At 30.7% G+C, this 25314-nt stretch carries 32 protein-coding genes; 21 read left to right on the top strand and 11 right to left on the bottom strand.

The window, feature by feature from the left end; translation table 11 throughout:
- Position 1: 1 nt before the first annotated feature.
- The 3 genes from VCM48_RS13835 to VCM48_RS13845 all read left to right on the top strand — a co-directional run bounded on the left by VCM48_RS13835 (position 2) and on the right by VCM48_RS13845 (position 1504).
- Positions 2-274 carry a hypothetical protein gene (locus VCM48_RS13835; RefSeq protein WP_099216024.1) on the top strand — a complete coding sequence of 91 codons (273 nt, stop codon included), beginning with the start codon at positions 2-4 and terminating at the stop codon, positions 272-274.
- A gap of 472 nt (positions 275-746) precedes the next feature.
- Positions 747-1076, top strand: coding sequence for a hypothetical protein (locus VCM48_RS13840; RefSeq protein WP_274639287.1), 330 nt, complete (start codon positions 747-749; stop codon positions 1074-1076).
- A gap of 2 nt (positions 1077-1078) precedes the next feature.
- Positions 1079-1504, top strand: a complete 426-nt coding sequence (locus VCM48_RS13845; protein WP_121146030.1) for a tellurite resistance TerB family protein — start codon at positions 1079-1081, stop codon at positions 1502-1504.
- Between the two features lie 38 nt (positions 1505-1542).
- Here VCM48_RS13845 and VCM48_RS13850 read toward each other — a convergent pair whose 3' ends face one another.
- The 7 genes from VCM48_RS13850 to VCM48_RS13880 all read right to left on the bottom strand — a co-directional run bounded on the left by VCM48_RS13850 (position 1543) and on the right by VCM48_RS13880 (position 7151).
- The gene (locus VCM48_RS13850) at positions 1543-1803 is read right to left on the bottom strand and encodes a hypothetical protein (RefSeq protein WP_099216027.1); all 261 of its coding nucleotides are present in this window, start codon (positions 1801-1803) and stop codon (positions 1543-1545) included.
- Positions 1804-1824: 21 nt separating this feature from the next.
- Positions 1825-2106: a hypothetical protein gene (locus VCM48_RS13855; protein WP_274639289.1), complete on the bottom strand. Its 282-nt coding sequence runs from the start codon at positions 2104-2106 to the stop codon at positions 1825-1827.
- A 4-nt stretch (positions 2107-2110) separates the two neighbouring features.
- Entirely contained in the window at positions 2111-3079 is a 969-nt protein-coding gene (locus tag VCM48_RS13860) for a deoxyhypusine synthase family protein (protein WP_482270899.1), read from the bottom strand.
- 12 nt (positions 3080-3091) lie between these two features.
- The gene (locus VCM48_RS13865) at positions 3092-3871 is read right to left on the bottom strand and encodes an RMD1 family protein (RefSeq protein ID WP_274639291.1); all 780 of its coding nucleotides are present in this window, start codon (positions 3869-3871) and stop codon (positions 3092-3094) included.
- A gap of 1 nt (position 3872) precedes the next feature.
- Positions 3873-4811, bottom strand: a complete 939-nt coding sequence (gene speB / locus VCM48_RS13870) for an agmatinase (protein WP_482270900.1) — start codon at positions 4809-4811, stop codon at positions 3873-3875.
- Between the two features lie 15 nt (positions 4812-4826).
- A complete protein-coding gene (locus VCM48_RS13875; RefSeq protein WP_482270901.1) occupies positions 4827-6218 on the bottom strand; it encodes an arginine decarboxylase in 1392 nt (463 codons plus the stop codon).
- Positions 6219-6623: 405 nt separating this feature from the next.
- Positions 6624-7151 (bottom strand): mechanosensitive ion channel domain-containing protein, encoded by a 528-nt coding sequence (locus VCM48_RS13880; RefSeq protein WP_274639293.1) that lies wholly within the window; start codon positions 7149-7151, stop codon positions 6624-6626.
- A gap of 95 nt (positions 7152-7246) precedes the next feature.
- Between VCM48_RS13880 and VCM48_RS13885 the strand changes: the two genes are divergently transcribed.
- From VCM48_RS13885 to VCM48_RS13925, 9 genes are all read left to right on the top strand, one after another.
- Positions 7247-8080, top strand: a complete 834-nt coding sequence (locus tag VCM48_RS13885) for a universal stress protein (RefSeq protein WP_482270902.1) — start codon at positions 7247-7249, stop codon at positions 8078-8080.
- 2 nt (positions 8081-8082) lie between these two features.
- On the top strand, positions 8083-8460 hold the full coding sequence (locus VCM48_RS13890; RefSeq protein WP_482270903.1) for a hypothetical protein: 378 nt from the start codon (positions 8083-8085) through the stop codon (positions 8458-8460).
- An 8-nt stretch (positions 8461-8468) separates the two neighbouring features.
- A complete protein-coding gene (gene corA / locus VCM48_RS13895) occupies positions 8469-9533 on the top strand; it encodes a magnesium/cobalt transporter CorA (RefSeq protein WP_274639296.1) in 1065 nt (354 codons plus the stop codon).
- Positions 9534-9583: 50 nt separating this feature from the next.
- Positions 9584-10003, top strand: a complete 420-nt coding sequence (locus VCM48_RS13900; RefSeq protein WP_482270904.1) for an HYC_CC_PP family protein — start codon at positions 9584-9586, stop codon at positions 10001-10003.
- A 103-nt stretch (positions 10004-10106) separates the two neighbouring features.
- Positions 10107-13868 (top strand): efflux RND transporter permease subunit, encoded by a 3762-nt coding sequence (locus VCM48_RS13905; protein ID WP_482270905.1) that lies wholly within the window; start codon positions 10107-10109, stop codon positions 13866-13868.
- Positions 13858-15093, top strand: a complete 1236-nt coding sequence (locus VCM48_RS13910; RefSeq protein ID WP_482270906.1) for a TolC family protein — start codon at positions 13858-13860, stop codon at positions 15091-15093. Before VCM48_RS13905 ends, VCM48_RS13910 begins: the two co-directional genes overlap by 11 nt.
- A gap of 10 nt (positions 15094-15103) precedes the next feature.
- Complete coding sequence (locus tag VCM48_RS13915; protein ID WP_274639299.1) at positions 15104-15814, top strand: PepSY domain-containing protein; 711 nt, start codon at positions 15104-15106, stop codon at positions 15812-15814.
- Between the two features lie 2 nt (positions 15815-15816).
- The gene (locus VCM48_RS13920; RefSeq protein WP_482270907.1) at positions 15817-17517 is read left to right on the top strand and encodes an efflux RND transporter periplasmic adaptor subunit; all 1701 of its coding nucleotides are present in this window, start codon (positions 15817-15819) and stop codon (positions 17515-17517) included.
- A 13-nt stretch (positions 17518-17530) separates the two neighbouring features.
- Positions 17531-17974, top strand: coding sequence for a heavy-metal-associated domain-containing protein (locus VCM48_RS13925; protein ID WP_099216040.1), 444 nt, complete (start codon positions 17531-17533; stop codon positions 17972-17974).
- A 48-nt stretch (positions 17975-18022) separates the two neighbouring features.
- Here VCM48_RS13925 and VCM48_RS13930 read toward each other — a convergent pair whose 3' ends face one another.
- Both VCM48_RS13930 and VCM48_RS13935 read right to left on the bottom strand, forming a co-directional pair.
- Positions 18023-18430, bottom strand: a complete 408-nt coding sequence (locus VCM48_RS13930) for a VOC family protein (protein WP_482270908.1) — start codon at positions 18428-18430, stop codon at positions 18023-18025.
- 9 nt (positions 18431-18439) lie between these two features.
- On the bottom strand, positions 18440-18850 hold the full coding sequence (locus VCM48_RS13935) for an SRPBCC family protein (protein ID WP_482270909.1): 411 nt from the start codon (positions 18848-18850) through the stop codon (positions 18440-18442).
- Positions 18851-18963: 113 nt separating this feature from the next.
- Here VCM48_RS13935 and VCM48_RS13940 point away from each other — a divergent pair, with 113 nt between their 5' ends.
- The 5 genes from VCM48_RS13940 to VCM48_RS13960 all read left to right on the top strand — a co-directional run bounded on the left by VCM48_RS13940 (position 18964) and on the right by VCM48_RS13960 (position 21822).
- The gene (locus VCM48_RS13940; RefSeq protein ID WP_482270910.1) at positions 18964-19935 is read left to right on the top strand and encodes a GlxA family transcriptional regulator; all 972 of its coding nucleotides are present in this window, start codon (positions 18964-18966) and stop codon (positions 19933-19935) included.
- Positions 19936-20061: 126 nt separating this feature from the next.
- Positions 20062-20385 (top strand): ArsR/SmtB family transcription factor, encoded by a 324-nt coding sequence (locus VCM48_RS13945; RefSeq protein WP_274639306.1) that lies wholly within the window; start codon positions 20062-20064, stop codon positions 20383-20385.
- A gap of 3 nt (positions 20386-20388) precedes the next feature.
- Entirely contained in the window at positions 20389-20859 is a 471-nt protein-coding gene (locus VCM48_RS13950) for an SRPBCC domain-containing protein (protein ID WP_482270911.1), read from the top strand.
- Positions 20856-21236 (top strand): DoxX family protein, encoded by a 381-nt coding sequence (locus VCM48_RS13955; RefSeq protein WP_274639308.1) that lies wholly within the window; start codon positions 20856-20858, stop codon positions 21234-21236. The genes VCM48_RS13950 and VCM48_RS13955 overlap by 4 nt, the downstream gene beginning before the upstream one ends.
- A gap of 7 nt (positions 21237-21243) precedes the next feature.
- On the top strand, positions 21244-21822 hold the full coding sequence (locus tag VCM48_RS13960) for a YdeI/OmpD-associated family protein (protein ID WP_482270912.1): 579 nt from the start codon (positions 21244-21246) through the stop codon (positions 21820-21822).
- A 71-nt stretch (positions 21823-21893) separates the two neighbouring features.
- Here VCM48_RS13960 and VCM48_RS13965 read toward each other — a convergent pair whose 3' ends face one another.
- Together VCM48_RS13965 and VCM48_RS13970 are read right to left on the bottom strand one after the other, a co-directional pair.
- Complete coding sequence (locus VCM48_RS13965) at positions 21894-22346, bottom strand: carboxymuconolactone decarboxylase family protein (protein ID WP_482270913.1); 453 nt, start codon at positions 22344-22346, stop codon at positions 21894-21896.
- A gap of 102 nt (positions 22347-22448) precedes the next feature.
- Positions 22449-23429 (bottom strand): GlxA family transcriptional regulator, encoded by a 981-nt coding sequence (locus tag VCM48_RS13970; RefSeq protein WP_482270914.1) that lies wholly within the window; start codon positions 23427-23429, stop codon positions 22449-22451.
- 135 nt (positions 23430-23564) lie between these two features.
- Between VCM48_RS13970 and VCM48_RS13975 the strand changes: the two genes are divergently transcribed.
- Genes VCM48_RS13975 through VCM48_RS13990 form a run of 4 tightly spaced genes read left to right on the top strand, consistent with a single transcriptional unit; the run spans position 23565 to position 25313 of the window.
- Positions 23565-23972 (top strand): VOC family protein, encoded by a 408-nt coding sequence (locus tag VCM48_RS13975; RefSeq protein WP_482270915.1) that lies wholly within the window; start codon positions 23565-23567, stop codon positions 23970-23972.
- 18 nt (positions 23973-23990) lie between these two features.
- A complete protein-coding gene (locus tag VCM48_RS13980; RefSeq protein ID WP_482270916.1) occupies positions 23991-24401 on the top strand; it encodes a VOC family protein in 411 nt (136 codons plus the stop codon).
- Positions 24402-24412: 11 nt separating this feature from the next.
- Positions 24413-24859, top strand: a complete 447-nt coding sequence (locus tag VCM48_RS13985; protein WP_482270917.1) for an SRPBCC domain-containing protein — start codon at positions 24413-24415, stop codon at positions 24857-24859.
- Positions 24860-24887: 28 nt separating this feature from the next.
- On the top strand, positions 24888-25313 hold the full coding sequence (locus tag VCM48_RS13990) for a VOC family protein (RefSeq protein WP_440120968.1): 426 nt from the start codon (positions 24888-24890) through the stop codon (positions 25311-25313).
- Position 25314 lies beyond the last annotated feature (1 nt).

Here is a 25314-nt window from a genome sequence, read left to right on the forward strand (position 1 = left end):
AATGGAGAACATTTTTAGGTATTACGAATTTTCAGAATTTTTTAAAGATAGCTCAGGAACGTTTCAAGAAAATGAAATAAGCTTTTCGGAACTGAACAAAGAGCATTTTTTAATTTTTGAAAAGAAAGATTCACAATATAACTTGTACGTATCAAAATACAGCTCAAAAAAGGGTATAGGAAAAGAACCTCCAGAAATATTAGAATTGCTGGTTGAAAACTACGATAAATCTATACCAGAACACAGAATAGTACTTAGAAAATACTTGTATTAAAAACTCAAAAACTTTTTTGAGTTTTTTTTATGCTTTTAGGTGACCAATTAAAAATAATGGTGTCATAATAGTGTAGGCAAAAGAAAAGAATACAAATTCATTAAAAATATTACCCTTTAAATACAAAACTTCTCTTTTCTGCTTAAAGCTTACAAAGAGAAGTTTTTAAAGGATTAAAAATAGTAGTAGTTAGTTTTTATACTAAGTTTGGTTAGACGAAAAGGCCTTAAGCGGAAGTTTAAGGTCTTTTTTATTGTGTTCTTTTAACTTAAAAATAATTAAGACTTTGTAAAAAAGAATGAAAAAAAATGTATCTTTATATAGATGAAACAGTAATAATAAAAGCCTATGTAACATCATTTTCTTTAAGTGCCACGAGCATAACTAAAAGCTAGTTTTTGCTAAAAGAAACTTGGACTTGTTGTGGTTAATATCCAAGATGAAAGTTTATTAATTAAAATTTTTAAAGAAAATGAAAAGTACATTTATAAAAACAGTTTTTATATTATTTATTGGGGCAAGTTTGGCTTTTACAACTAAACAAAATAAACTTATAGACCCTATAAAAACTGTAGCAATTTTTCAAGGTTATGATGAGTATGGTTATACTTTTTCGTTTGAAGACGAAGAGGGAGATGAAGATGTAATTACTTTTGAAACTATATCAGAGAAAATATTAAAAATTTATAATTTAAAAGATGATAAATTTGTAGAACAGAAGTTTGAAATTACGTATGATTATAAGGTATCAGACGATGAAATTGAAACTCCTGTTTTACAATCAATAAAAAAAATAGAATAATTATGAGTATTGTAGATTTATACGAATCAAGTAAGCATAGAAATAATGTAGCTCACTTTAGTGCTATTGTAAATCTTGCTATTATTGATGGAGATTTAAATGAAGATGAAGAAAAATTAGTAAATCGTTTTGCTAGAAAATTAGACATTACGGAAGCAGAGTACAAAGAAATAGTAGAAAACTCAAAAAAATATCCAGTAGTGCCACAAGCAAAAACTGATGATAGGTTGGAGCGTTTACTAGATTTATTCAAAATAATTTATTCAGATCATGAAATAGATGAGGCTGAGTTAAAATTAATTTTGAGATATGCTATTCAGCTAGGTTTTTCACAAGAAAGAGCAGAAGAGATAATCTCTAAAACCACAAAGGTTTTTAGTGGTAAGATAGATTTAGATCAGTATAAATCAATACTAAGTATATTATAAAAAGTTAAATCCCATTCTAAAGAGAATGGGATTTGTTTTTAAAGTGGTTGTAAGTTTTCTAACTTAAAAATTACAAGATCTTCATCATCTACATCATCAAAAATTTCTTTGTACGTAATTTCAAAACTTTTATTTTTTAGAGATGAAGACTTTAAATCTAAATGTTCAAGATTCTTTTTGTTGATTTGTTCAAAGTCAATAATATCTCCGTTTTCTAATTCAAAAACATAATAGCCGTTTGTGTATCCTTGATAAACGCCGACTAATGTAACTGTTTGTTGTGAGTTATAATAAGCCATGGTTTAAATACAATTTACTATTTATTCATTATCGAAATCATCAGTTATTTCAATTTCATCAAAAGTATCATCATTATCTTCATCATCAGTTTCATGATCTTCCATAGATTGTTGTAACTGAGAACTTATTTTTACTAAAAAAAGAGTGTCTTCAGTATTTACTTCTACAGCTTTTACTGTTTCCCCTTTACTGTTTTTAAAGGAAATAATGTCCGAATGATCGTATCCATCAGGATATCTCTCTACTAATAGATCTAAAATATCAGTAGTTAACTTAGCATAGTCTACAATAACTCTTTTCATAAGGTTACATTTTTAATAAATAAGCAAATATTAATGGAGCAACAATAGTTGCATCACTTTCTATAATAAACTTTGGAGTATCAATGTCTAATTTACCCCATGTAATCTTTTCATTAGGAACAGCTCCTGAATATGATCCGTAGCTTGTAGTTGAATCTGAAATTTGACAGAAATAACTCCAGAAAGGAGTGTCTTCTCTCTCTAAATCTTGATACAACATTGGTACTACACAAATAGGGAAATCTCCAGCGATTCCACCTCCAATTTGGAAAAAACCAATTCCGTTTTCTGAGTTCTCAGCATACCAGTCAGCTAAAAAAGTCATATATTCAATACCAGATTTCATAGTAGAAGCTTTTAGCTCTCCTTTTACCACATAAGAAGCAAAAATATTTCCCATAGTACTATCTTCCCATCCAGGAACAACAATTGGTAAATTCTTTTCTGCAGCTGCATACATCCAAGAGTCTTTCAAGTCGATTTCGTAATACTCTTCTAAAACTCCTGATAATAAAAGCTTGTACATAAATTCATGTGGAAGATAACGTTCACCAGCTTCTTCTGCATCTTTCCAAATTTTGAAAATATGCTTTTGTAGGCGTCTAAAAGCTTCCTCTTCAGGAATGCAAGTATCGGTAACACGGTTTAACCCTTTTAATAATAAGTCCCATTCTTCTTGGGGTGTTAAGTCACGATAGTTTGGTACTCTTTTATAATGTGAATGAGCAACTAGGTTCATAATATCTTCTTCAAGATTTGCACCAGTACAAGAAATGATATGCACTTTATCTTGACGAATCATTTCAGCGAAAATTTTACCCAACTCAGCTGTACTCATAGCACCTGCTAATGACACTAACATTTTAGAGCCTTGTTCTAGTTGTGCTTCATACCCTTTTGCAGCATCTACTAGAGCAGCTGCGTTAAAGTGTAAAAAGTATTTTTCTATAAAATTGGTTATAGGTTTGTCCATTTTTTTATTTTGTTAAATAAGTTTTTCAACAATTACCTGTACTACTTCAAAAAGAATTAGAAGAATGATAATCCATTCTAGCATGCTACTGTATTTATGTTGTAGTATATCGTTGAATAAATCTAAATTTTCTTTAATTACGTTTAAACTATTTTCAATTCCTTGATGACGTTTTAAAATGTCTAATTCATCTTTTAGTTTATAGTCTAAATCAGACAAGTCTTTGTTATTCCAAGCAACATCTGGTGAGTCAAAAACAAATAAGTTTTCAGCAATGTTATTTTTTAAATTTAAGGTTTTACCAATAAATTTTCGCATTTGAATTTTAGAAAGTTTAAAACTTCCAGTTTTTTCTAATTGCTTTGAATACACTAATGTCTTGTCGTGTAAATCAGATGTTTTATTTACATAATTCATCAATGCTACAGATTGTGCTAGGTTGAGCATGATAATATGTGCTACGTCATCGTTTAAATTTTTAATTTGAATAGTTCCAAAATCAACTTCTATAGTATCAGAAAAAGTGATGTTGTATTTTTCTGAGGGTAAGTTGTTGACATTTGAATTTTCTTTATTGATTAAAAAACTAACAATTTGACTAATTAAATTATCCGTACAGTTCATGAAAACAACACTTCCATAATCTTTTACATAGATGTATGAGTTGTCAGTAATTTTATATAATAAAAAAGAATGTTCTCTTTTTATTAATTCATACGATTCAAACTGTGAGCGAATAGCACTAAGTGCTATTCGTTTTTCAAGATGATATGCAATTGTTTGTAAGTGCATTTTAATAATCGTCGTCGTCGCTTTTAAACTTTGCTAATTTGTTAAATGCAGAGTTTTCGTCATCATCATAATCTTCTTCATCTTCCATGGTAGAAGAAAACTTATAGCTCAACATTTTATAGTATAATTTTGCTGCTAAAAAATCTGAAGATTTCTCATTTTCGTTAGGGCATAATTCTACAATATCAAAACCAACTACATTTCTTTCGGTAAACACTCTCTTTAAAAACTCTAAAGTTTCATAGTAAAATAATCCTCCTGGTTCAGGTGTTCCTGTACTTGGCAATAATGAAGGATCTATAGCATCTAAATCAAATGTGATAAAAACATTACCTGTTAATTGATCGATAACTTCATCCATCCAGTATTCATTTACAGCCATATCGTGTGCAAAAAAGACTTTATCCATATTCATAGAAGACTTTTCTGATATGTCCATACTGCGAATACCTACTTGTACTAAGTTAGTCGTTTGACTCGCTTCGTATACAGCACAAGCATGATTGCAAGAGCTACCTTCATATTCTTTACGTAAATCGGCATGTGCATCAATATGTAAAACAGTAAGGTTGTTAAAACATTCGTTAAAAGCACGGATTGTTCCTATTGAAATTGAATGTTCTCCTCCAAAAAGAGTTACAAACTTATTTTTATTGATGAATTTTTTTGTTGTTGCATGTACAGCTTCTACCATAGCTTCAGGAGAAGAGTCTTCAGTAACAGCATCAGCTAAATAAACACCTTCTTTGTATACTTCACTATCAGTTTCTATATCGTATAACTCCATGTTTTCAGAAGCATCTAAAAATGCTTCTGGTCCTTTATCAGCTCCTTTTAGCCAAGTACTAGTTCCATCATAAGGAACAGGTATAAGTACTACTTTCGCATTTTCTAGTTTTGCGTATTGGTCAGGTATTCCTGCGTAATTTCTTTTTTTCATTTTGATATTTTTTTACTAGTATCCTAAGATAGATAATAGTTCTTCGCTTTTTTGTTGTTCTTTAAATAATTTGGTGGTTAAATCACCATTTTTGTTTATGTCAATTAATATATGTTTTGGAGTTGGGATTAAACAGTGTTGTAATCCGCCAAAACCACCAATAGTTTCTTGGTATGCTCCTGTATTGAAAAAGCCTACGTATAAAGGACTCTCTTTTTCGTATACAGGTAAATAAATTCCGTTTACATGCTGCTCTGAGTTGTAATAATCGTCGCTATCGCAGGTTAAACCTCCTAATAAAACACGTTCGTATCTATGATTCCATTTGTTAAGAGGAAGCATGATAAAGCGTTTGTTTATAGCCCAAGAATCAGGTAAGGTGGTAATGAAAGATGAATTAATCATATTCCATTTTTCACGATCATTTTGTTTCTTTTGGTATAACACTTCATACACAGCTCCTCCCGATTCTCCTACAGTAAAACTTCCAAATTCAGTAAAAATGTTAGGAACTTCTACACCAGCTTCTTTACAAGCAAGATTTATTTGGTTGATGATTTCGTCTACCATATACTCATAATCGTAATCAAACGCTAATGAGTTTTTAATAGGAAACCCTCCACCTATATTTAAACTATCTAAACTTGGACATACTTTTTTAAGTTTTGTATATACTCGTAAACACTTTAATAATTCGTTCCAGTAATAGGCATTATCTCTAATTCCTGTATTGATAAAGAAGTGTAACATCTTTAACTCTACTTGCGGATTATTAGCTATTTCACGTTCATAAAAGGATACAATATTTTTATAACCAATTCCTAAACGGCTAGTGTAAAACTCAAACTTAGGTTCTTCTTCAGAAGCTATACGAATTCCTACATTAAACTTACTTCTAGTTTCGTCTAGTAATAAATTTAACTCCTCATAATTGTCTATTATTGGTATGCAATTTGTATGTCCGCCATCAATTAAACTAACAATATTAGCAATGTATTGATCGCGTTTAAAACCGTTGCACAATACATAAGCATCATCACTTAACTTACCTTCTTTTTTTAGTGATTTTACAATATCTATATCAAAAGCAGACGATGTTTCAATATGTATATCATTTTTTAAAGCTTCATTTAAAACATATTTAAAGTGTGAGCTTTTGGTACAATAACTATAGTTGTAACTGCCTTGATAATTGTGCTTTTCAATAGCTTTATGAAACCAGTTTTTGGCTTTGTTTATATTTTCTGATATTTTAGGTAAATAAGTGAATTTTAACGGTGCTCCGTATTGCTTCACTAATTCCATCATATCAATGTTGTGAAAAAATAAATTATTGTTTTCAGTATGAAATTCCGCTTGCGGAAAATCAAACGTTTGTTCTATTAAGTCTTTATATTTAGTATTCATTATTATTTTAGTTGTATCTGTATATTGTGTACAGAAAATCACTCAAAAAACAGTTGAGGTATACACCAAAACTTTTTTAAATAAATTGTATAACAAGGCTTTGTTGCTGTTTTACAACAAGATGTTAAACCAAAATAAAATGAATAGTTAGACTCTTAAAGCTAAGCAATCACCGCACTGTTTATAAAAATTCAGTGGTAGAGAGTATTGAAAGTAGGAAGAAACCTTAATGTTTCGGTTGTGTTTCTCAAACACTAAATAACTCACTATCTTCCCATAGAAGTTATTGCCGAAATAAGTAAAACGTAACATTTTGACTTATGTAATAAGATGTGGTAAATGTAAACTATTTTTTAATACAACAAACTTTTTTTTATTTTTTTTAATAAATTGAAGTTTAGTTGGTTAGCTTGTTTTTTGTTTCTTTATTAGCTCTATCCCTTTGTATAAAATAGTCGTATTAGGTATAGTAATTTCCCTTTTTTCTTCTGGCATATACAGTAAAACGTAAAATCCAGTAATGTTTTTTACAACACCTTGTAAATCGAAGTCTTTGTCTATAATTTTTATAGTATCTCCTATACGCATAGGGTGATAAAAAAACAGAATAATGCTAGCCGTTAGGTTTGATAAAATAGACCATTGAGCAAAAAAACCGACTCCTAATACTGCGAGTATTGACGAAGCAAAAACAATTACTTCTTTAAAGTTAATACCAAAAATAATTAATGAAATGAATAAGGCTAAAGTATAGTATAAAAAATAGCTTATGTTTAAAATTAACTTTCTTCTATGAGGTTCAATAGCATTTTTTACAACATAAGATCTAGTTAATTTTTTTGTTACATGAATTAAAAAAAATAACGAAGCTGTTAAAAGCAAGAATTGTAAAAATGGGTTGTAGATAGATAATTCTAGAAAACGATTTTTCATTATTGTGTTTTTTATACAAATATACTTCTGGTTTTGTAAATATAATCTCGAAATAAAAAATTATATTTGATTGAAAATCATAGTTATATATCGTTATGAAGAATGTTTTAATACCCTATAATTTTTCAGAAGCAGCTATTAATGCTTTAAATTACACAAAACAACTGTTTAAAGGTGTTGAGGTAACCATTTATTTATTAGATGTGTATATAAGTCAGCCTTCAGAACTATTGAGCGACGAAGAAAATGAAAAATGGTTTAATGAAATGGATAATGAAATTGAAGATGAATTAAAGTATTTAATTGAAGTTTTAAGAAGAGAGAATACTGGTTTTAATTACGAGTATGTTGTAGAGTCAAATTCATTAACAAAGGCAGTTACTAAAACAATTGAAGAAAAGAATATTGATGTAGTAATTGCGGGTACGAAAGGTGCAAAAAGTTTGGCAGAAACATTTATTGGTACAAATACCATGAAAATGATTAATGTAGTTAATAAATGTCCAATACTTGTGGTTCCTATGAATTACAAGTATAAACCATTACATCAAGTTGTGTTTTCAACAAATTATAAAAGATTGTTTACAGCAAAAGAGCTACAGTTTTTAATTAATTTAAGCACAATTAAGAAATGTATGTTGGAAGTTGTAAGCTTATCTGAAGAGAACTTTTTATCTGAGAATCAACAAAGGAATAAGGTAAAATTAAGAGAGTTATTACAAGATGTAAATGTTACGTATAAAAAAATTGATTGGGAAGGCTCTGAAACGTTAACAGTTGAAAAACATATTGAAGAAACAGAAAGTGAGTTGTTGGTTTTAATAAACCATAAGTACAATTTTTTTAATCGTTTGTTGGAAGAAAATGTAATAAAAAAATCAGCATTTAACAGTAAAATACCTATATTGATATTACCAGAAATAGCTTAATTATGAAATTTACTGAAGGATTCTATAAAAGTATAGCTAATTTATTTTATGCAGTTTCTATGGCAGATAAAAACATGACTGTAGAAGAAAAAAAGAGTATTGTTAAAAGAGTAGAAAAAAACTGGTCTGCATCAGAAAATAAATCAGATAGCGAGTTGATATATGAAACGTTAAGAGAACTTATAAAAGAAAAAGCAACATCAGAAACAGCTTATGAAAGCTTTAAAGAGTATTACTTAGTGAATAAAGAAGAATTCTCAAAAAAAGTAATTCACGATTTATTAGCAGCGTCACATGAGATTTCTAGCTCTTATGCGAGAAAAAATAAATCAGAACTCATAATTTTAGCCAGACTTTACAAATTATTTAATCTCGTATAATTAAACAGATGACAAGGTTTATAACCAAGCAAAAAAACACTAAAAATGTAATTCCTGGAAGCCCAGTTTTTGTAGGAAATCAAAAAGAAGAGAATACAAGGATACGATTAATAGGATATGATGAAAATGAACTTGAAGAAATAGAGCTAGAAACTATAGATGAACTTGAAAATTATATAAATAAATACAAGAGACTTTGGCTTAATATTGATGGTTTACATGATGTTGAATTAGTAGGGAAGGTTGGTGAATTGTTTGATATTCATACACTTGTTCTTGAAGATATTGTAAATACCGATCAGAGACCTAGAGTAGATATTGAGGAACATTACATTTTTACAAGTATTAAAATGTTGTTTTTAAATAAAGAAAAGCATCAATTAGAAGCAGAGCAAATATCTATGTATTTATTAAAAAATGTGCTGATTACTTTTCAAGAAAAGCAAGGAGATATTTTTGAGTCAGTAAGAGAGAGGTTACGTCATAAAAAAGGAAGAGTACGAAATTATAGTGTAACATATTTAAAGTATTGTTTATTAGATGTAATTGTAGATAACTACAATTTTTTAATGGAAACTTTTGGCGAGAAAGTTGAATTCTTAGAAGATAAAATTTTACTACAACCTAATAAAAATACATTACAAGAAATTAATAAATACAAAATAGAACTTAATTATTTTAGAAAAGCAATACGACCAGCTCGTGAGGCAATAAATAGTTTTAGAGCATTAAAAACAGAATTAATAACAAAAAAAGAACAACCTTTTTTTAATGATTTGAATGATTTGGTTCAACGAAGTTATGATTCAGTTGAAAACTATAAGAGTATGTTGAGTGAGCAACTTACAGTATACTCAACAAACGTAAACAATCGTTTGAATGATATTATGAAAATACTAACGATATTTTCGGTAGTATTCATTCCCATTACCTTTATAGCGGGTATTTATGGTACAAACTTTGAATATATTCCTGAGCTTACGTATCGTAGTGGGTACTTTGTAATGTGGGGAGTAATTTTGTTCACTGTAATGATAATGTTAGGGTATTTTAAATACAAAAAATGGTTTTAAGGATTGTTTAAGTTTTTGAAAATTAAATTTTTGTATCTTTGTGGCGTAAAATGAAAAAAGCATTTGGTAAAATAGCATCTATTTTAATGTCTTTTGTAGTGTTGTTATCTACAATGTCATTTACCGTTAATAGTCACTTTTGTGGAGACATGTTAGTGGGTACAAGCTATTTTGTAAAGGCTGAATCTTGTGGAATGGAAATGAAGCAGGAATCAAAACCTGAAGAATGTTCAGTAATTAAGAAAAATTGCTGTCAAGATGTTGCATCTGTAGTTGAAGGACAAGACAATTTAAAGCTTACTTCTTTTGACCAACTGTCTTTTGACCAACAAGTTTTTATAGCTACATTTTACTACAGCTATATTAATTTATTTGAAGGAATTCATAATAAAGTAATTCCTTTTAAAGATTATACACCTCCACTGGTCATCAAGGATATTCATGTACTTGATGAAGTATATTTAATATGATTTTTAAACAATAACTATTTGTCCTTTTGAAAATTTCAATTGGATGATTTGTCGTACTCGATGTTTTTAACATCAATGTTTAATTGTTTAAAATCATTTTTATATGCTAAATAAAAGCATCAAATTTTTAATAGAAAACAAACTGGTAGCAGTTATATTACTCGTTTTATTTGTAGGATGGGGAACTGTAAATGCACCATTTAATTTAGATACGGGTTTTTTACCAAGCAAACCTGTAGCTGTTGATGCAATTCCAGATATTGGAGAAAATCAACAAATTGTTTTCACAAAGTGGGATGGACAATCACCACAAGATATAGAAGACCAAATAACCTACCCTTTAACAACATCTTTATTAGGAATTTCAGGAGTAAAAACCATCCGTAGTTCTTCTATGTTTGGACTTTCAAGTATTTATGTCATTTTTGAAGAAGGAGTAGATTTTTATTGGAGTCGTTCTCGAATTCTTGAAAAGTTAAATTCATTACCAAGTAATTTACTACCAGAAGGAGTAAGTCCTTCATTAGGACCAGATGCTACTGGATTGGGGCAGATTTTTTGGTATACACTTGAAGGACGTGATGAAGATGGGAATGTCACTGGAGGTTGGGATTTACATGAATTACGTAGTGTACAAGACTATTATGTAAAATATGCACTTTCGTCTGCAAATGGCGTGTCTGAAGTAAGTTCTATAGGTGGATATGTTCAAGAATATCAAATAGACGTAAAACCAGAGTTAATGCGTCAATACAATATCAGTTTACAGCAAATTGTAGCAGCAGTAAAGCAAAGTAATCAAGATATTGGAGCACAAACGATAGAAATAAATCAAGCAGAATACCTAGTTCGTGGTTTAGGATATGTAAAGTCAATAGCAGATATTGAAAATGCTGTAGTAACTGCTAAAAATTATACTTCAATACGAGTAAAAGACATTGCAAAAGTATCGTTAGGAGCAGAACCTCGTAGAGGTATCTTAGATAAAGAAGGAGCTGAGGTAGTAGGAGGTGTAGTGGTAGCTCGTTATGGAGCAAACCCCTTAGAAGTAATTACCAATGTAAAGGAGAAGATTAAAGAACTAAGTGCAGGTTTACCAAGTAAAGAGTTAAAAGATGGTAGAACCTCTCAATTAACCATTGTTCCGTTTTACGATCGTACAGAGTTAATTCATGAAACTCTAGATACGTTGAACGAAGCTCTTACGCTAGAAATATTGATAACGATTTTGGTAATCGTAGTGATGGTTTTTAATTTACGAGCTTCTGTACTAATCTCAGGATTATTACCCGTGGCAGTATTGATGGTTTTCATAGCAATGAAAGCCTTTGGAGTTGATGCAAACATCGTAGCCTTATCAGGAATTGCTATTGCTATTGGAACAATGGTAGATGTCGGGGTTATACTCTCCGAAAATATTATAAGTCACTTAGAGAGAGATGAGAATAAATTACCGATAAATACATTGGTTTACAATGCGACAGCTGAAGTTTCAGGAGCAATTGTAACAGCAGTAATGACAACTATTATTAGTTTTATTCCTGTATTTACGATGATTGGTGCAGAAGGAAAACTATTTCGCCCACTAGCATTCACCAAAACTTTTGCTTTAATAGCAGCGATTGTGGTAGCACTGTTTTTAATACCACCATTTGCAGCCGTATTATTCAAGAAAAAAGAGCTGACAAAAAACTTTAAATATATTGTAAACGGAGTTTTAATCGCTTTAGGTATTACAGCTATTTTTTACGGACATTGGTTAGGAGTTGTATTGGTAGCTTTTGGAGCTGTACAGTTTTGGAGTAATTATTCAGGGAAAACAACAACTCATGTTTCGTTTTCTAATTACAATTTTACACTGCCAGTAAACACCATTAATATCATTATATCTGCATTAGCAATTGTTGGTTTGTTGGCGGAATATTGGAGACCTTTAGGAGTTGATAAAAGTATTGTTACCAATCTTTTATTTGTAGCACTTGTTTGTTTCGGCCTGTTAGGTTTTTTTAGTTTACTTCAAAAATATTACAATCAGATATTACAATGGGCATTGAATAACAAACTGATGTTTTTAACCATTCCGCTAACAGTATTAACTTGTGGATTCTTAATTTTTAAAAATACAGGAAAAGAGTTTATGCCTTCGTTAAATGAAGGGTCATTTTTATTGATGCCGACCTCTATGCCACATTCAGGGGTAGAAGAAAACAAGCGAGTATTGCAACAACTGGACATGGCAGTTGCTAATATTCCAGAAATAGGAACGGTTGTGGGTAAAGCAGGAAGAACTGATTCAGCACTAGATCCAGCTCCTTTATCAATGTATGAGAATGTGATTAACTACAAGCCAGAGTATGCGTTAAATTCTGATGGAGAACGTCAACGTTATCGAGTGAATGAAGAAGGGTTATTTATGTTGAAAAATGGCAAAGCGGTTGCAAATCCAAATATGACAGATAAGACTTCAGAAATTACTTTCTATGAAGTTTCTTCAAATGAATTAATAGAAGATGAAGACGGAGAGTTTTATCGTAATTGGAGACCAAATATTAAGTCTCCTAATGATATTTGGAACGAAATAGTAAAAGTAACTAAGTTACCTGGAGTAACATCTGCACCTAAGCTACAACCTATCGAAACTCGATTGGTAATGTTACAAACAGGAATGCGTGCTCCTATGGGAATTAAAGTGAAAGGACAAGATTTAAAACAAATTGAAGCTTTTGGAGTAGAACTTGAAGGAGTTTTAAAAGAGATTGAGGGAGTTAAAAAAGAGGCAGTTTTTGCGGATAGAATTGTAGGTAAACCTTATTTGTTGATTGATATTAACAGAGAAAAATTAGCACGTTACGGAATAGCTATTCAAACGGTACAAGATGTATTAAAAGTAGCAGTAGGAGGTATGCAATTATCGCAAACGGTAGAAGGAAGAGAGCGTTATGGAATTCGAGTTCGTTACCCAAGAGAATTACGCTCTAGTCCAACGGATTTAGAAAACATTTATGTACCAGTAGCCAAAGGAGCTCCAATTCCGTTGAGTGAATTAGCAACGATTCGTTATGAGCAAGGACCTCAGGTGATTAAGAGTGAAGATACTTTTTTAATCGGGTATGTATTATTTGATAAGTTAGATGGTTTTGCAGAAGTAAATGTGGTAGAAACAGCTCAAAAAGCAATTCAACAAAAAATAGACTCAGGAGAGCTAACTGTTCCTAAAGGAATATCATATCAATTTACAGGAACTTACGAGAATCAATTAAGAGCAGAAAAAACGCTATCGGTAGTAGTACCACTAGCATTGATGATAATTTTTTTAATACTGTATTTTCAGTTCCGTTCTGTAGCTACCTCGTTAATGGTGTTTACAGGAATTACAGTAGCTTTTGCAGGAGGATTTATTATGATGTGGTTATACGGACAAGATTGGTTCCTGAATTTTAGTGTATTTGGAGAAAACTTACGAGAACTATTTCAAATGCATCCAATTAACTTGAGTGTTGCTGTTTGGGTAGGATTTATTGCATTGTTCGGAATTGCAACCGATGATGGTGTGGTAATGGCTACTTACTTAACACAAACATTTAATAGAGATAAACCTAAAACAATCGAAGCCATTCGAACATCTGCATTGCACGGAGGAAATAAGCGTATTAGAGCATGCTTAATGACAACGGCAACAACTATTTTAGCCCTATTGCCAGTATTAACTTCAACAGGAAGGGGTAGTGACATTATGATTCCAATGGCAATTCCTGCTTTTGGAGGAATGATTATAGATGTTACTTCATACTTTATAGTACCTGTATTATACAGTTGGAGAGAAGAATTTTTATTAAAAAGAAAAACGAAAAGAGATGAGTTTTAAAATAAATAATAAAAAAGTAACCTTATTTCTGGCTTCTATGTTTTTTACTTTTACAATACAAGGGCAAGACCTACAGGAATATATTAAAATAGCCTTAGAAAACAATCCAGAAGTACAACAGTTTGATATTAAGTATAAGCGTATTTCAGAGAAAAAAGAAGAGGTAAATACATTGCCTAATACAGAGTTTGGAGCAGGATATTTTGTAAGCGAGCCAGAAACGCGTACAGGTCCACAACAATTTAAACTTTCGGTAAAACAAATGATTCCATTTTTTGGAACCATAACAGCACGAGAAAACTATGTGTCTTCATTAGCAGATGCAGCTTATCAAGATATTGTAGTAGTAAAACGTAAACTAGCAACATCAGTAGCACAGTCGTATTACAAGCTTTATGAAGTTAAAGCAAAACAAAAAGTATTAGACGAAAATATTGCGTTACTTGAAACGTATGAAAAGTTAGCGTTAACTTCTGTTGAAGTAGGAAAAGCTTCTGCAGTAGATGTGTTGAGGTTACAGATAAGACAAAACGAGTTAGCACAACAAAAAGAAGTGTTACAAGAAACTTTTTTAGGAATGCAGAAAGCATTTAATAAATTATTAAATCAAGATGTTAATACATTAATTTCAGTAATTGATAGTTTGAATATTCCTAAAGAAGCTGATAAAATACAACCAAGTACCTTAAAGTTACATCCAGAATTAGTGAAGTTTGATAAGTTGTATACTTCTATAGAAAAGTCTGAATTCTTAAACCAAAAAGATAAACAACCAATGATTGGTTTTGGGCTGGATTATGTGAATGTTGGTAAACGTACAGATATGAACGTGGTAGATAATGGAAAAGATATTGTAATGCCGATGGTGTCGTTATCAATTCCTATTTTTAATAAGAAAAATAAATCTATCAGTAAGCAAAACAAGTTACAGCAAGAGGAAATTTTATCACAAAAAGAACAACGATATAATACGTTAGAGTCTGTATTATACAGAGCTGTTTCGGATAGAAATGCATCCGTAATTAGTTACCGAACACAACTTAAAAATTTAGAGCAAGCAAAAAATGCCGAACAAATTTTGGTGAAAAGTTACGAGACAGGAACCATAGATTTTAACGATGTGTTAGATATTCAAGAATTACAATTGAAGTTTCAAACAAATATGATTGTATCAGAAGTAACTTATTATACACAAAGTACCATTATTAATTATTTAATTCAATAAATACAATAAGATGGTAAATAGGCATACATCATTAAAAATTAGAAAAATACATAGATACTTAGGATTATTTTTAGGAATTCAATTCTTAATGTGGACGATAAGTGGATTGTATTTTAGTTGGACAAATATTGATGAAATTCATGGCGATCATTTAAAAAAAGCTGAATTAAAACCTAAAGCGTTTAATAACTTAATTAGTCCGTCAGAACTTAATATTTCTGAAGGAATTAGAACTATTGAGTTAAGAGATGTTAATAATGTTCCGCATTACTGGGTGAATAAAAAGAGCTTATATAATGCTTTAAATGGAAACTTAAAAGAAAGTATTACAAAAGAAGAAGCATTACATATAGCTAAAAACTATATGAAAAGTAACCTTGAAGTAGCTTCAATAGAACAGGTAAACGACGTAGGAGAGCATCATGAATATAGAGGAAAACTACTCCCGGCTTATGTTATAACATATAAAGCTAAAGGAGATATTAAAGCTTATGTGTCTGTTAATGACGGAAAATTTCAAACGGTAAGACACCAGAGTTGGCGTTGGTTTGATTTTTTATGGATGACTCATACAATGGACTATGAAAGTAGAGATAATTTTAATACCACTGTTTTGAGGGTGTTTTCATTATTAGGTTTAATAACAGTATTAAGTGGTTTTTTATTATGGTATATCACATCTCCCTCTATTAGAAAACTAGTAAAAAAGAAAAACAAATAACAATGAAAAAATATATAATATACATAGTAATTTTAATTGCTGGCTTATTCATGGGGTGGCTATTTTTTGGAGATTCTTCAAGCAATGAAGAGACGCATGATCATACTACAGCAGAAAAAGGTAAGATGTGGACATGTTCTATGCATCCACAAATTATGCAACCAGAACCAGGAGATTGTCCTATTTGTGGAATGGATTTAATCCCTGCGGAAGCAGGAGCTGAAGGACTAGCTGCAAATCAGTTTAAATTGACTAAAAATGCAATGGCATTGGCTAATGTACAAACGACTGTGATTGGTAATGCTATAAGTACAGATAATACAATTACATTATCTGGAAAAATAGCAGAAAACGAAAAATCAAATGCAGTGCAGGTAAGCTACTTTGCAGGAAGGATAGAACGTTTAAATGTGAATTTTACAGGAGAAAAAATAAGAAAAGGTCAGTTGTTGGCAACTGTATACTCTCCAGAACTGGTAAAAGCACAACAAGAATTATTAACAGCAGCGTCAGTAAAAGAAAATCAGCCAGCATTGTATAAAGCAGTTAGAAATAAACTGAAATTATGGAAGCTTTCTGAAAACCAAATTAATCAAATTGAAAAAACAGGAAAAGTAAAAGAAAACTTTCCTGTATATGCTACGGTTTCAGGTACAGTATCAGAGAAACTAGTTGAACAAGGAGATTATGTAAGTCAGGGACAAGCATTGTTAAAAATAGCTAATTTGAATTCAGTATGGGCAAACTTTGATGTATATGAAAATCAAATCAGTAATTTTAAAGTAGGTCAAGACATATCAATAACCACCAATGCGTACCCTAATGAAACTTTTAAAGCAAAAGTTTCGTTTATTGATCCCGTGTTAAATCAAGAAACTCGTACGGTAACTATGCGTGCTGTTCTTAATAATAGTAAAGGGAAGTTTAAACCGGCTATGTTTGTTACAGGAAAAGTGGAAGCTACAGAGAAACAGACAAAGGAACAATTAAGTATTCCTGCAACAGCAGTATTATGGACAGGAAAGCGTTCAGTTGTATATGTAAAACCCGATGAAAGTAAACCAGTTTTTGAAATGCGAGAAGTAGTATTAGGTGGAAAAGCAGGAGACAACTATCAAGTGGAAAAAGGGTTAAAGTCAGGAGAAGAAATTGTTACGAATGGAATATTTACCATAGACGCTTCAGCACAATTGCAAGGAAAAAAGTCAATGATGAATCATACAAAAGAAATTATAGAATCTTTTAGTACTCCTAAAGCATTTAAAGAGCAATTACAAAAAGCTTATGATGGATATATAGGCTTAAAAGACGCTTTAGTAAAAACTGATGCAAATGCAGCCAAAACAAGTGCAGAAAACTTACAAAAAGAGTTAACGTTAGTTGATATGAAGTTGTTAACTAACGAAGAAGCTCACAAACAGTGGATGCAATTAATTCCCGCATTAAAGTCAAGTAACATAGAAATAGCAAAAACAACAGATGTAGATACACAACGAAAGTATTTTAAAGTATTGTCAGAACATTTTATTGTGGCAGTACAATCTTTCGGGATTAATGAGGTGGCTTATAAACAGTACTGTCCTATGGCAGATAGTGATAAAGGAGCTTATTGGTTAAGTAAAGAAAAACAAGTGTTAAATCCGTATTTTGGCGATATGATGCTAAAATGTGGTGAAGTAAAAGAAACAATTAATAATAATTAAATATCAATTCAAAATGAAAAAAGCAATCTTAGGAGTAGCTATGTTGGCTACTATTGGTTTAGTAAGTTGTAAAAACGAAGCTAAAAAAGAAACAGAAACAAAAGAAGTACAAACAGAGCAAACTACTAAAGAAGTAGCAATGACTGACGCAACTTTTGGAGTAAGAGGTAACTGTGGAATGTGTAAAAACACAATTGAAAAGGCAGTAAATGGTGTTGATGGAGTAGCATCGGCAGAATGGGATAAATTAAGAAAGCAAATCAACGTATCGTTTGATGATTCTAAGACTAATTTAGATGCTATTCATAACGCAATTGCAGCATCTGGTTACGATACTGATAAAGTAGCTAGTAGTGAAGAAGCTTATGGAAACTTACCAGGATGTTGTCAATACGATCACAATATGGAAATGAGTTTAAAAGGTGATGTAAAAGCAGACGAAACGTCTAATCACTAATTTTTAAAAAAGTGTAACGATATACTTCGTTACACTTTTTTTCTTGTTTTAATTACCACAACTAAACAGCCAGCGTATTCCGTATTTATCGGTTATACTTCCAAATAAATGTCCCCAATAATTTCTTCTTAATGGAAGAGATACTGTTTTCTTTTTTGAAAAACTTGAATAGTACTGCCTTGTTTTAGTTTCATCATTGCTTTTTAGAAGAATAGAAATAGTGTTTCCTTGTAATAATTTATCTTCATCAAACAAATCAGTACCCATTAATAACATATTTTCTTTTTTTAGAAAAGCCTGTACAATGTGTTTTTTATAATTGTTGGGAAGACCCTTGGTTTTAGGGGAGTCTTCTAAGGTTTGAAAATATAATTCGCCACCCAAACAATTTTGGTAAAAAAGCATCGCTTCTCTACAATTACCGTTAAATGTAAGATACGTTATTAGTTGACTCATTATTATCTTTTACAAACCTTCAGTGTATTTTTTAAAATTATCTAAAATAGCTTGCCATCCCTCTTTTTGCATTTCAATAGAGTTTTGAGTTTCGGCATCAAAAACTGTTATAACTTCAGTATAACCTTCTTTTGGTGTAAAGTTTGTTTTTGCCTTTCTACCATCACCCATGGTATAAGCAATACATTTAAGAGGTGTCACTTCATCATAAGTACCAGTAAAGTCGAAACTAAAACTTCCATCTTTAGCTTCCATTCTTGATAAGAATTTTCCTCCAACTTTTAAATCGTTTTCAGCTTTAGTTGTATGCCAATCTTCAGATGCCGTATTCCATGTTTTTATATGCTTTGGAGTTGTCCATATATCCCATACTTTGTTAGGAGTTCCTTTAATTGTTGTTTTAACTGTTATTTGTTCCATGATTTTAAGGTGTTAATGTTAATACTACAAAGATGAGGTTAATTTAAAGTTTTGTTTGGGTGGTATAACGGCGTTTTTAAGGGCTAATTATGTCAATTTCTTATATTTGTTTAATGAAGAACGTTTCTATACTTGTCCCAGAGTCAGCTGTAATAGAGTCTGTTGCTGATCCTCAATACATGTTTTCGGCTGCTAATAATTTTTTAATTTCTAATAATCAAGACCCTCTATTTAAGGTAAACCTTGTAGGAAGTAAAAAGGAGATAAGGTTTAATGATGGTATGTTTTCTGTGCATACAAATAAGCTGTTAGAAGAGGTAACTCAAACAGATCTTATAATAATACCAGCCCTTTTTGGAGATATGAAAACTGCAGTAGAACTTAATAAAGAAGCTGTTCCTTGGATTGTAAAGCATTACGAAAAAGGAACTGAAGTAGCTTCCTTATGTGTTGGTGCATTTTTATTAGCTTCAACAGGAATTTTAGATGGAAAAAAATGCTCTACTCATTGGGCTTTTTACAATGAGTTTCAAGAAACGTATCCTAATGTTGAGGTAGTAGACGGTAGTGTTATTACAGAAGAAAACGGAGTTTATTCTAGTGGAGGAGCAAACTCATATTGGAATTTATTGTTATATCTTTTAGAAAAATATACAGATAGAGACACGGCAATTTTAGCATCTAAATATTTTGCGATAGATATTGATAGAGATAGTCAATCAGCATTTACAATGTTCACAGGACAAAAAAATCATAATGACTTAGAGGTTATAAAAGTACAAGAATATATAGAAGCAAATTATAAAGACAAAATTACTGTAGATGATATGGCAAGTTTAGTAGCTGTTAGTAGAAGAAGTTTTGAAAGGCGTTTTAAACAAGCTACTAATAATACTATTATCCAATATCATCAGCGTGTAAAAGTTGAAGCTGCTAAAAGGCACTTTGAAAGTACTAGAAAAAACATTACAGAAGTAATGTACGATGTAGGATATTCAGATACGAAAGCTTTTAGAAATGTTTTTAAAAAAGTTACTGGATTAACACCTATTGAGTATAGAAATAAATATAGTAAGGGCGTTTAAGTCTTTAAAGTATCCTTTTTTTGTTTGTAGATTGTTGGTTGTCAGTTGTATATTTTTTCATTTTTTCTGTTTTAAATTTGCGCAGTCAAATAACTTCACTTAATTTAGCAGTTAAATAACTGCGTAATGAAATTAAGAAGAGATGTTTTTCAAGCCATTGCAGACCCAACTCGTAGAGCTATTATTTCTTTAGTAGCCCTTCAAGCAATGACGCCATCTGCAATAGCCAATAATTTTGAATATTCTAGACAAACAATTTCTAAACACATACAAATACTATCAGAATGTGATATTCTAAAACAGGAACAAAAGGGTAGAGAGATATACTATCATTTAAACCCTGAAGGAATGAAAGAGATAGCGGCTTTTATAGAGCCTTTCAGGAAATTTTGGGATGAACGTTATAATAAATTAGAATCTGTTATGAAGAATTATAAACCTAAAAAATAAACTATGGAACAGAAAACTAAAGTTGTGGCAGAAACAGGAAAACAAGATATTATAATAACACGAATGTTTGATTTGCCTATAGAACATTTGTTTATGGCGTATGTTGAACCTGAAATTATTGAGCAATGGATGGGAACAAAGGTTTTAAAAATTGAAAGTAAAACAAATGGAAGTTATGAATTTGAAACAACAGATCCAGTAGGGAACAAACATTTGTTAAGAGGAGTTATTCATGAAATTATTCCTCAGAACAAAATTGTTAGAACTTTTGAAATGGTAAGCATGACTTTCGGTGTACAATTAGAAACGTTGGTGTTTGAAAAGTTAACAAACAATAGTAGTAAGTTAACTAAGAAAGTAGTTTATCAATCTGTTAAAGATAGAGATGAAAACCTAAAACTTCCGTTTAAACAAGGTATTAACTGGGCACATCAACGATTAGAAGAAGTTGTAATTAAATTATTAAAAGTATGAAAGTAAAAACTACCATATATTGGATACTGACAATATTTCTCTCGATAGGTATGCTTGCAGGAGGTATTCAGCAGATGTTGCAAATTGGTGGATATAATGACATCATTAAAGCATTAGGATATCCGTTATATGTACTAAGTATTTTAGGCGTATGGAAAATACTAGGAGTGATTGTTATTCTAGCTCCAAAATTAACCTTGTTAAAAGAATGGGCATATGCAGGCTTTTTCTTTGCTATGTCAGGAGCTGTAATTTCTCATATCTCGGTAGGACAAAATTTTATTGAAGCAATGCCTGCTTCAATATTATTAGTGATTGTCGCTTTATCTTGGTATTTAAGACCAGATAGTAGAAAAATTAAAAGAATTATAAAGTAAGTTTGAAATGGAAAAAGTAGATAAGTATATAGAAAATATAAAAAATTGGAAAGAAGAAACAAAACTGTTACGACAAATTTGTTTGGATTGTGGTCTAGAGGAAGACTTTAAATGGATGCACCCTTGTTATACTTTTCAAGGAAAAAATATTGTGTTAATTCATGGTTTTAAAGATTATTGTGCATTACTTTTCTATAAAGGAGCTTTGTTAAAAGATACAGAAAGGGTTTTAATTCAACAGACAGAAAATGTACAATCTGCTCGTCAAATTAGGTTTACTAAACCTGAAGAGGTTTTAGATTTTACACCAACAATCAAAAGATATATTTTCGAAGCAATAGAAGTTGAAAAAGCAGGCTTAAAAGTAAAAACTAAGAAAACTTCAGAATTTGAAATGGTAAGTGAATTTAAAGAAGTTTTGGAAGAAAAATCAGATGTAAAAAAAGTTTTCGAAGCACTAACACCAGGAAGACAAAGAAGTTATTTATTGTATTTTTCTCAAGCTAAACAATCAAAAACACGCTTATCAAGAATAGAAAAATCGATACCTAAAATGATTGAAGGTAAAGGACATAATGAAAGATAATAAAGCTACCTAAATTTAGGTAGCTTTATAGAAACTTAGATGAAAACTAGATAAATTAATATTATTACATATTAATAAATCTTGGAAGTAGTGTGAAACATTTGTGTAGAAACCGCAATACGATTCCAAATATTAATTTCTCCTATTTGCATAATAATTTGTGCTATTTCGTTATCGGTAAAGTACTCCTTAAGTTTCTGAAAGGTACTTTCTGTTAATCCATTATCACTTATCAGTGTTATTTCATCAGTAGCAGATAACAATGCTTTTTCTTTTTCGGAAAATAAAGGAGATTCCTTCCATGCACTCAAAGCAAAAATTCTGTTTTGTTCTTCTCCATTTTTTAGAGCCTCAGTAGTATGCATTTCTATACAATAAGCGCATGTGTTAATTTGTGAAGCTCTTATTTTTATAAGGTTTTTACTTTTTTTTGAAAGAGTTGTTGTTTCAAGATACTTGTAAATTTCTAAGATAGCATTGTAAGCATTGGGTTCTAATTCTTGAATGTTTAGTCTTTGTTTCATAATTTTAAATTTTATAAACCAAAGGTATTACTCCTTGTAAAGTTAAAACTTAAGCTAGTTTAAGAAAGGTTAAGCAGTATTAAGAATCAGAAAAAGGATTAGTTAAATATAAACCGCCTTACGATATTTGTTAGCATATTCAGAAGGAGTCATATTGGTAACCTTTTTAAAAACCTCTCTAAAACCTTTTGGGTCATTATAACCAACTTCGTACATTATTTCATTAATTGTTTTATTTCCTCTCTCAAATTCTTTTTTAGCAGCTTCTATTTTAACACGTTGTACATATTCAATCACGGTGTTGGCTGTAGCCTTTTTAAAACGTCTTTCAAAAGTTCTACGGCTTACAGCTATTTTTTCAGAAAGCTCATCAACAGTTATTTTCTGCTGATAATTTTGTTCAATATATTCTTGAATTTTTAAAATTTCTTTATCGTTATGAGATTTCTGACCTTTAAAAATAATGAAAGGAGATTGACTGTTACGACTGATATCTATTTCAAAAATTTTAGAAGAAAGCACAGCCATTTCACGACCTGCAAACTTTTCTATCAAATAAAGGTTTAAATTTAAAGAAGAATAAGCTCCATCACTTGTATATAAGCCATTTTCATCAGTAATAATTCTATCGTCAACAAGATTAACATCAGGAAACATTTTTCTAAATTCATCAGCAGCCAACCAATGTGTAGCACAATCTTGACCGTTAAGTAATCCTGTGCTGGCTAATAAAAAAGCACCTATACAAAGACTTGCTACTTCAGCACCATTAGCATATTGTTTTTTTATCCAAGGAATAAAAGCTCTGTTTTTAGAAATTACTTGATTATAATCTCCGTGAATAGCAGGAATGATAATCAAATCTGTTTTTTGTACATCAACAATTGTGGTGTTAGGAATAATACTAAATAGTCCATTGCTTAATCTGGCTTTTTTATGTGTACCAACAAGATGTGTTGTAAACATTGGTTGTTTACCTGCTTTTGATAAGGCGTCATTAGCCATGGTAAACATCTTATAAGTTGCCTCTAAGTTACTCAAACTAGAGTCTCCTTCTGGTACAAGAATAGAAATATGTTTCATGAGTTGTTTTTCAAGAGGTTAGACCATTTCAAATATAAGATAAGTAATTGTCGCAATCAACCCTTTGGATTGTCGGAAATGTACCTTTGAAGTATGGATTAGACTCTTTAACTTTGGTTATCAAATAATTAGGTTATGGAAATATGGGCAAATTTAGGAGTAGAGGATATAGAACGTACACAAAAATTCTATCAAACATTAGGTTTTAAACTTAATGGAGTTCCAACGGATGAAATAGTAAGTTTTTTATTTGGTGAAGATAAGTTTGTAATCCATTTTTTTAAAAAGGGAAAGTTAAAAGAAAGCTTTGAAGGAGAAATAGCAAATCTGAATAACAGTAATGAAATAATGTTTACACTTTCAGCAAAAAGTAAAGAGGAAATTAATGTATTAATAGATAAAATAATTGAAGCAGGAGGATATGTCCGTTTTGATCCTAGAAAAGACAAGAAAAAGTTTTATGATGATAACGGCTATTATGTTTGTGTATTCGCAGATTTAGATGGTCATTTATTTAACCTGTTTTGCAATTTGAATAAATAATCAAAAAAATAAAAGAAAATGAAAACTATTTGGCTAAACCTTCCTGTAAAGAATATGAAAAAATCAAAAGTTTTTTTTAAAACAATTGGTTTTGAGGAAAATCCAATGCATAAAAATACAGAGCATATTGGTAGTTTCTTTATTGGAGAAAACAATTTTGTACTCATGCTTTTTCCTGAAAAAGAATTTAAAGGCTTCACAAAAAATGAAGTTAGCAATACTCAAAAAGGAACAGAAATGCTTATCAATGTTGATGTACAGAGTAGAGAAGAAGTAGATAAAATGGCTATAACTGTTAGTAAAGCTGGGGGTGTAATATTTTCGGAGCCTAGTGAGTCTCAAGGTTGGATGTATGGCTTTGGGTTTGCAGATTTAGACGGACATCGCTGGAGTATGTTATATATGGATATGGAAAAAATACCACAATAAAAACTTTAAAAATGGAACAGCAAAAATTTACAAAAGTTATAAATACTAGCAATGAAAAGGTATGGAAGGTTCTTTGGGATGATGAAACGTATCCTCAGTGGACAGCAATTTTTTCAAAAGGATCTTATGCAAAAACAGATTGGAAAGAAGGGAGTAAAGTATTATTTCTTACACCAGATGGTAGAGGGATGGTAAGTAAAATAAAAAAGAAGATACCTAATGAGTATATGCTCTTTGAGCATTTGGGAATAATTGAAAATGAGATAGAGAACCATGAAAGTAAAGAAGCTAAAGAATGGGCTGGAGCTACAGAGGCATATATGTTAGAGTCTGTTAAGAACAATAAAATGCAATTAACAGTTAAAATGGATGTAGTTGAAGAGTATAAAGACTTCTTTTTAAATACATGGCCCAAGGCAATGAGTAAAATAAAAGATTTAGCAGAAAATAAAAGTTAGAATAAACATAACCTTAAAAACAAGAACAATGAAAGTAAATCCTTATTTAAATTTTGACGGGGATGCAGAACAAGCATTCAATTTTTACAAATCAGTATTTGGTGGTGAATTCATTGCAAATATGAAAATGAGTGACGCTCCAGATGTAGAAAAATTACCAGAAAATGAGAGAAACCGTACAATGCATATTTCGCTACCATTATCAAAAGATACTATTTTAATGGCGTCAGATACCGTGCCATCAATGGGACATAAGCTTAACAAAGGGAACAATAATTATATTTCAATTCACCCCAATAGTCGTGAAGAAGCAGATCGTTTATTTAATGGACTTTCTGTAGAAGGAAAAATTGAAATGCCCATGGAAGATCAGTTTTGGGGAGATTATTATGGAAGCTTTGTAGATAAGTTTGGAGTTCATTGGATGATTAATTATAACGAGCAATACAGTTAAT

The sequence above is a fragment of the Tenacibaculum sp. DPLXC6 genome (assembly GCF_056815515.1).